An 8,139-nucleotide genomic window follows, 5' to 3' on the forward strand; every position below is an offset into this window, starting at 1 on the left:
ACTTTGCATATTTCTTCTAATTTTCTCATGTCTTAAATGGTTTTTGGTTTATACTATTGTCAATTTCATTAATTTTCAGTTGCTTAAAGTGCTCTATGTATCGAATTTCAGGCGGCTTGCACCTAACGGTCTTGCTAAGTTTTCGTGGGCAATTTAAAAGAATTTCCCATTCAAACCGCGCGGAAGCAAGCCGCATAAATTTGTTTATATTTTTGAACAAACCAATTCTAGTGGCTTGCTGGTGTTTCTTAATTGAACTAAACTTTCAATCTGCTCATCAGCGCCCATGAAATTTAGCTTTTGTTAGGCACAGTGTTTCTTTATTTTATTTGATGGAATGACATTATTTTTCCAGTCTTGTCGATAGTTAACTTAAACTGATCACCATTCATATTTATTGGTGGATGTTTCCCGATTCCTCTTCGATAATCTTTTACCATTTCGGGTTTATTTAATGCCAATCCTACACTTACTTCTAGAAAGTGATCTTTAATTGAATTTTCTTCTTGGCTTAGTATTTTCTTGATAAGACTATAGAGCTCATCGTGCTTGTAATCGAAAAATGATCGCCTCTTGAATTGACCTTCTCCGAATTTTGTTTCCTCAACGTGTTTGACGTAGATATGAACAAAGCGACCGAAAGTCAAAGTTATAGGCACTAACCAATCGATTAATGTTATATCAACAAAGTCTTTGATTAGATTAAGTAATGTGCGATAGTATTTAGAATTACTAAGTGTTACTTTTTGTGCATTTACTCCTGTTCTTGCAATTTCTTTTTTAACTATTTTTTTACGTTCTATAGCTTTACAGATTCTCTCTTTTGTATGGGATTCTAATTCCTCATCTTGAACTTCTTCTCCTTGTTCAATAGCTAAAGCAGTTATTTGAAATTGAACTGATGTTTTGATTTTGTCTCCATTTAATATTCTTTCTCTTAGATCAGGTGATAGATTTTCAATTCCATGTTTCCTAATCAAAATGGCACAGAAAAGGTCAAAATCATGTTCGCTGAAAGAATATCCCTCTTCGATAATTCTCCCATATCTCAAGAGTAGTAAATTCTCGATGCCATGAGGATCGTAAGGTATATTCACTTTCATTATATTCGGTATGTCCTTTTTCATTTTACATTGTGCCTAACGGTCTTGCTAAGTTGCGTGGGCGATTTAAAAGAAATAACCTTTCAAACCGCGCGGAAGCAAGCCGTATAAATTTGTTTATATTTTTTGCAAACCAAATCTAGGTGGCTTGCTGGTGTTTCTTAATTTCGCTAAGCTTTCAAACTACACGACACCGCCCATGAAATTTAGCTTTTGTTAGCAAACGTATTTACTCTTCTAGCTCAATAAACATATTCTTATAACTCACAATCACTTTATTGAATTTCTGCACAAAATTGGCACCCAAACAGCCTCTTTCGTTCCATTGGTTCATTATGTTTTCGGTATATACGGCAATATCTTTCATTTCGAAATATTTTTCATTAAGAATAAAATCAAGTTTTGGCAATTTATATCCAGCTTGATAAGAAACACCACCATAACCTGCAAGCCTTATTGAATCTTTCAAAGCTATTTGTTCAATCGTATCTTTATTATCAGCAAAATAGAGATGACTCATATTTGATAATGATGACCCTGTATCAAAATGCATCAATATCGTCTCTGAATTTTGAACCAATTGTATAAACAGATGTCTTTTATTCATAATTAGGTTCCCTTTTGACAAACTTATTAATGTGTTTGATTGAGGGAAAACAATTTTCTTTTTAGCTGGATAAAGTTGAATTTCACCTATTAAATTCAACACTTCTGATCCTAAAACAGCCTCAAGAGAAATAGTATCAATTGGCGTGATTTTATTCACAATATAAAATAAGGAATTATGACAGGTGACATCTCCAATCTTCAAGTCTTCTGCAATTCCGATCTTTGCAAAGCCTGACCCAACCCCTTTCATTGGAATAGAATCAACAATGGTTTTAATATGATATTTATTTGCAAAATTCTCAGTCACCACGCTATATTTAGGGTTCCCTGTATCAAGGCACATTTGTGCTTCTTTTCCATTTATTTCACATGGAACATCTAGTGCTAACCCTTTTCCTGCCTTCTTAACGACATAGTCAATCTCTACATTCTTTTGCGGTCGATTAATTTGAGTCGGAGGAAAGTTTGCTATAATTCTATTAATCCTTAAAGATTCTTTCAAATTAGTTCTTAAATCTTGATTAATTGGCAAATCTTTAGTCTGATCAAGAAAAGATTCTAACATCTCCGAGGATTCTTTATATCGAAATAGTGTTTCAAGAAATCCTGATTTGAGATAGATTAGATAAGCAATATTACCTAAGCCCAATTGTGCTTGATAGTTTTCATTGTTTAATAATGTATCTACAGCAATAATTCCGCTCTCTGGGTTATTGAATGACTCAGCAAGCATGGCTTGAGAAAAATAGCTTATCATTGGGGATAATTGCTCTTGCAACTGTTCGTGTTGTCCTCTTAACTCAAACATTCTTTGCTCATTCATCAATTTCCCTACAATTTCATCTGGGCTTTGTGCGTAAACAGATGTTCCGAACGATAGTAAGTAGATTATTAACGAAAACTTGCTATATCTTATCACTTTTTTCATTTGTAGTTGATTTATATGTTTGCTAACGGTCTTGCTAAGTTTTCGTGGGCGATTTAAAAGAATTAACCTTTCAAACCGCGCGGAAGCAAGCCGCGTAAATTTGTTTATATTTTTGACCAATCCAATTTAAGTGGCTTGCTGGTGTTTCTTAATTGAACTAAACTTTCAAACTACGCATCACCGCCCATGAAATTTAGCTTTTGTTAGGCACTGGCATTGCTTCAATTAGTTTCTAAATATCTTTCTCCAAATATTTCCTTTTGAAATCAAGCTCTTCCTGTTAGTGTTTAAAACTTCTTTCATATCCGCTTTAATCAACAGATCGAGGAATTTATTATATCCATTTTCGATCTTATATTCCAATTCTTTTTTGTACAGTGGGAAAATGGTGTAAATATTAATTTGTCTTCCCTTTTTCTTGATTACAGTAATATCTTGCTCAAATGTTACTGATGGAAGTAATAACGATCCTACAAATTCGGTATCATGCCCATAAGGGGTCATGTCTTCATCTGCTTGCAAGGTGTGACCATTCCCAATCCAGGTGTCGTAAAAATGTGGAAATTTAGCTGATCTTTTGAGCATTGAAATTATCCAATCGTTTTTGTTTTGTCCAGAATAAACCTTCTCAAATTCAATGTTTTTTGGAATTAGAATCATTAATTCAGCGAATCCATAATTCTTGTAATTTTTAACCTCTTTCGGAACATTCATTTTCAATGTACTCATTCCAGATGTCAACAAAATATTAAACTCAGTCTTATTGGGTTGGATAAAATATACGTCTATATGGATGTCCAGTGTTGGAATTTCATGAAACACAGAAAATTTACAATCATTAAATTTTTTAGAAATATGTTCTTCAATCCATTCCGTATGTTCATAATAATGTTTGCTACTTGCAAATGGGTTTTGGTTTGTCATTATTGTTGATGTTTACTTTTGCTTGTGCCTAACGGTCTTGCTAAATTTTCGTGGGCGATTAAAATAACCAACCTTTCAAACCGCGCGGAAGCAAGCCGCATAAATTTGTTTATATTTTAAAGCAAACCAAATCTAGGTGGCTTGCTGGTGTTTCTTAATTGAACTAAACTTTCGCACTACTCATCACCGCCCATGAAATTTAGCTTTTGTTGTGCCTCGTTATTAACCTAAATTGAAAACAGTTTTAGTTGAGTATCTTCAATTTCTATCTCGGTGCAGTGTTTATAATGTATTAAACTATCATTTATCTTTAGTTCTCTCATTGTTTTCTCAGCCAATTGTTTGTCTGCATCTGAAAAGTAATGTAGAGTCCATTTTGTATTTTCACCAATAGATTTTCCAATTTCTTTAAAGTAAGGAAAGTCTATTTCATTATAAGAGTGCCCTAAAATGATAATTTCATCAATTGAAATATTTTTAATAAAATCAGTTTGCTTTGGAACAATCTCTTCAGTACATTTTCTCATCTTGTCATAAAATGCACTAACTGCATTTTCAGCAAAATGCTCATGTCCAACTTCATTCGACTCAATATTTCCATCTTTATCTATGTTTAAAAAGGCTTTTTCATTTCCATATAATGCTTTTTTAACATTAAAATCCTCTGACTTTTTTCCGTGACCAAAAACTAATTCCTCTCCAACTTTATTATGAATATGCAAAATATTTGTTGAAGAAATTTTATAAACTCTCTCCAAAACTTCTGTATAATTAAAAGTAATAAAGGTTGCAGACATATCTAATTGATATACTTTTTTCACTTTCGAAATTTCCAAAGATTCAATCCACTCCTCAAATCCTGAGCGAATACTTTCCAGTAACTCATCACAATCTTGTTCTATATATATTTGAGCATCATACCAATCACCATCTCTAAAATCATCAGAAGCGGTATTAGGAATATTTTCACCAATAATGTCAGCCAAAGAATCGTAATCAATATCTTCTTCTAAACTACTTTCAAAGTCCGACCACAAATCCGAATCATTACCTACATAATAGTATTTTTCCATTATTTCTAAGATATCACCTCTATTCTCTTTTACATAGTCGTAAAAATCAGAATACTTACAAGGTATCTTATGACCAATATCAAATCCATTTCCTAATACAAATAATTGCATTCTCTCTGTTTTATATAGTAGACTCTTTTTTAATGAGGCACAACGGTCTTGCTAAGTTTTCGTGGGCGATTAAAAGAGTAATCCTTTCAACCCGCGCGGAAGCAAGCCGCATAAATTTGTTTATATTTTTTAGCAAACCAATTCTGGGTGGCTTGCTGGTGTTTCTTAATTGAACTAAGCTTTCAAACTATTCGTCCCCGCCCATGAAATTTAGCTTTTGTTGTATGCTGGCATACCCTTAAATCAAGTTTAAATTACATGCTTGCTGGCTTATTGCCAAAGTTCGGTTGTGCGTTGGCACGTGGACTTTGGCAATGTGCCTGCAAATGCTTCCTATTAGCTACGAACTAATAGTCCTAATGATTCTAGAAGTTGAGGTTTATCTTCCATTGCTATTTTTTCAACATCATAAAAGTCGCTCGTCCATTCTTCTAGGTCTGATTAGGCTTTGTCTTTTGACTTTATAGCTTCTTGTGATTCCTCTACTTCTTGTAGATATAATATCCTGATTATTTCTGTGGCATAACCTCTGTTATACACGATAAAATTTCTTCTTCCGTGATTTTAAATACTAAAAATTTAGTCAAATGAGATGTGATTGAACGAACTCCATTATTGAAAGTCTTCATTATTGCAATCCATATTAAGGTAGCTACTTTAGAAATAATCGTTTGTCCATTTGTACCCATCGTTTGGTCATTTGTACCCAACGTTTGTCCATTTGTACCCAACGTTTGATCATTTGTACCCATCGTTTGTCCATTTGTACCCGACGTTTGATCAGTTGTACCCAATGATTGTTCACTTGTCCCCGCTGTTCCTAGTTCTTTAAGCACTAAAGCATCTTCATTTTTTTCATGCACCCATGAAAGTAAACAAAATATTACACATGATAAGCGCTAGGACAATAAAATTTACTAACATGTCAAGCCTTTTGCTTGAAACTCCTAAAGGCATATTATATATCTGTGCCGGAACGATAAAGCTCTTTTAATTTTGTGAGGAACGAGCAAATTTAAATGTGCTTGATTTACTTATAATCTTCTTTTTTTTGCTGGCATACAACGGTCTTGCTAAGTTGCGTGGGCGATTTAAAAGAATTAACCTTTCAAACCGCGCGGAAGCAAGCCGATTAAATTTGCTTATATTTTTGAACAAACCAATTTAGTTGGCTTGCTGTTGTTTCTTAATTGAACTAATTCTCAAGCTACACATCGCCGCCCATGAAATTTAGCTTTTGTTGGCTGTAGTTTTTTTATAATATTTTATATTCAAAGTAATAAATCGACTCATTAAATCCGAACGATAATAAGTCCTTTCTGTCCATGTGCCTTTTTCATTATATTTGTAAACATATTTATGGGTCCAGTTAAAATCACTTCCTCTGTGAATTTCCAATACTAGATTTCCGTATTTATCTCGCTCATAAATCCCTTCCGTATTTTTTTTAAAGTTTGTTGTATCCGTATAAACTTCCTTTATTAGCTGTTGATATTTGTCATAGTAATATTCGAACCTATTAATTTCATTTATCCCTTTTGAATATGTTATAATTGACTTTTTTTTACCAAAAGGAGAGTAATTATATTTTATCTTTTTATTTAAAGTATCTGAAGTATAATACAATATGTTATCTTTTTGCCATCTTTTATTAAAGATAAATTCAGTGATTGTTTTATCTCCATCTTCTGATTCTTTTACATATCTCCTGAAATTATTTGAAGCAGAATCACATAGGCTGTTATAAATTAAATTCTTTTGTTCATCAAAGACTTCTTTGTCTAGAAGTTTTCCACTTTTTTCAAATTTATATTCTTTACTACTCTCTATCGTTGCATCATTGGGGCGATAACGTAATGATTTAATAAGTCTATCTCTTTTGTCATAAATAAATGTATCCTTAAGTATATTGTTATCATATTCTAAGAATATTCGTTTATTCAAAACAACCTTACCAGTCTCATTAAAAGCTATTATTTGTTTCTCCTGGTGATACTTTGTTTCCTTATAGACGTGGTATTGATTAATTTCTATTTCTTGTACATTTTTCAAATCTAAATTACTTAACATCGGGGGCAGTTCAGTTGATTGTCCCAAAGCAGTACTTAATTTCAAAAGTGAAAAAGTTATTATTAAGATATAATGTTTCATGTTATACTAAATTACAGCCAACGGGCTTGCTAAGTTTTCGTGGGCGATTTAAAGAACCATCCTTTCAAACTGCGCGGAAGCAAGCCGATTAAATTTGTTTATATTTTTAAGCAAACCAATTTTAGTGGCTTGCTGGTGTTTCTTAATTGAACTAAGCTTTCTATTTGAGCATCACCGCCCATGAAATTTAGCTTTTGTTATGCCCTTTAATTTCTTTTTTCAAGCAGAGACTTACTTGTAATTTTTTCAAACTCTTTAATTAGCTTAATAAATGGTTTATTCGTTTTGTTTTTATAGTCATTACGACTAAGCTTAATTAAAACATATTCATTGTCAAGTTTAAACTCAATAACAAAATCTGTTAACTCACTACTTCTATATATATCCATATTTTTATCAATCCAACTGCATAATTCATTCTTAATTCTTTTTGCTTGCTTAGAAGAAATATCAAACTGACCAAACTTAATAACTTCTCCATGTGTCCATGAAAAACCATTCGTAATGGTATAATTAATCAATTTGGTATCTAAAAAATACTCTGTAATAATAGGATTTTTTTCCTTGAATGATAATAACCTAACAAAATCTTCATCCACGTCATACAGTTTCCTAATTCCCTGCATGTAGAGCGTTCGAGACATTATTATTAACTCTAAATCTGACAAATAAGAATCTTCATAATCTCTCGACGAGAGATAGTGCTTCCGTGGAAAAATAAATTCTCCTTTTTCAATTAATGTTAAGGTATCTGGATAATGAAAACAGAAACTGTCTTTTTCAATAGTAATTAAATGCTTTCTTTCAAGCCAATTACTCTCAATAGAATCTGCATTATTATTTTCCCACCAGTCCATTTTTGATTTCTCTAAATGCTGAGAATATAAACTAGTGTGTAATGTGAACAATAAAAAGTATATAAGTATCTGTTTCATCTTTATTATTGGGCATAACGGGCTGCGCTAAATGGCGTGGCGCTTTAGTTGATTTATGTTTCGAATTTTATAAAAGGCAAGTTAACTATTTTTGAATTACATTTAACTATAACAATTCTAAAATAGATAGCTTGCCGTGCTCATTTAAAGCATAAACATTCGAAAACCTCCGACTCGACATGCCATTTAGCGTTTGTTACAGTTTGTTGAAAACATTCGTGTGAGAGAAAAATCTCACCATTCCTTTTGGGCTGATATAAGCAGCTTTGGCACGGAAATTTGCAACTAAAAGAACTGAGTGTGAA

7 protein-coding genes are annotated in these 8,139 nt (G+C 32.5%); all 7 read right to left on the reverse strand.

Annotated features, from left to right (window positions below; translation table 11 throughout):
• Positions 1 to 320 precede the first annotated feature (320 nt).
• The gene (locus DWB61_RS17230) at positions 321 to 1,127 is read right to left on the reverse strand and encodes a hypothetical protein (RefSeq protein ID WP_125032185.1); all 807 of its coding nucleotides are present in this window, start codon (positions 1,125 to 1,127) and stop codon (positions 321 to 323) included.
• Positions 1,128 to 1,332: 205 nt separating this feature from the next.
• A complete protein-coding gene (locus DWB61_RS17235; protein WP_125032186.1) occupies positions 1,333 to 2,640 on the reverse strand; it encodes a retropepsin-like aspartic protease in 1,308 nt (435 codons plus the stop codon).
• A 225-nt stretch (positions 2,641 to 2,865) separates the two neighbouring features.
• Complete coding sequence (locus tag DWB61_RS17240) at positions 2,866 to 3,564, reverse strand: suppressor of fused domain protein (protein ID WP_125032187.1); 699 nt, start codon at positions 3,562 to 3,564, stop codon at positions 2,866 to 2,868.
• Positions 3,565 to 3,791: 227 nt separating this feature from the next.
• Complete coding sequence (locus tag DWB61_RS17245; protein WP_125032188.1) at positions 3,792 to 4,748, reverse strand: bacteriophage abortive infection AbiH family protein; 957 nt, start codon at positions 4,746 to 4,748, stop codon at positions 3,792 to 3,794.
• A 509-nt stretch (positions 4,749 to 5,257) separates the two neighbouring features.
• Positions 5,258 to 5,611, reverse strand: a complete 354-nt coding sequence (locus DWB61_RS17250; RefSeq protein ID WP_125032189.1) for a hypothetical protein — start codon at positions 5,609 to 5,611, stop codon at positions 5,258 to 5,260.
• A gap of 367 nt (positions 5,612 to 5,978) precedes the next feature.
• Positions 5,979 to 6,899: a hypothetical protein gene (locus tag DWB61_RS17255; protein ID WP_125032190.1), complete on the reverse strand. Its 921-nt coding sequence runs from the start codon at positions 6,897 to 6,899 to the stop codon at positions 5,979 to 5,981.
• A gap of 206 nt (positions 6,900 to 7,105) precedes the next feature.
• Positions 7,106 to 7,756, reverse strand: a complete 651-nt coding sequence (locus DWB61_RS17260) for a hypothetical protein (RefSeq protein WP_125032191.1) — start codon at positions 7,754 to 7,756, stop codon at positions 7,106 to 7,108.
• Positions 7,757 to 8,139 lie beyond the last annotated feature (383 nt).

Origin of the sequence: Ancylomarina euxina (genome assembly GCF_003863355.1) — a bacterium.
GTDB classification, from domain to species: Bacteria; Bacteroidota; Bacteroidia; order Bacteroidales; family Marinifilaceae; genus Ancylomarina; species Ancylomarina euxinus.

Excerpts from the sequence above, each read along its gene's own strand:
- DWB61_RS17230 (WP_125032185.1), bottom strand. The coding sequence starts at position 1,127 with ATGAAAAAGGACATACCGAATATAATGAAAGTGAATATACCTTACGAT.
- DWB61_RS17235 (WP_125032186.1), bottom strand. The coding sequence starts at position 2,640 with ATGAAAAAAGTGATAAGATATAGCAAGTTTTCGTTAATAATCTACTTA.
- DWB61_RS17240 (WP_125032187.1), bottom strand. The coding sequence starts at position 3,564 with ATGACAAACCAAAACCCATTTGCAAGTAGCAAACATTATTATGAACAT.
- DWB61_RS17245 (WP_125032188.1), bottom strand. The coding sequence starts at position 4,748 with ATGCAATTATTTGTATTAGGAAATGGATTTGATATTGGTCATAAGATA.
- DWB61_RS17255 (WP_125032190.1), bottom strand. The coding sequence starts at position 6,899 with ATGAAACATTATATCTTAATAATAACTTTTTCACTTTTGAAATTAAGT.
- DWB61_RS17260 (WP_125032191.1), bottom strand. The coding sequence starts at position 7,756 with ATGGACTGGTGGGAAAATAATAATGCAGATTCTATTGAGAGTAATTGG.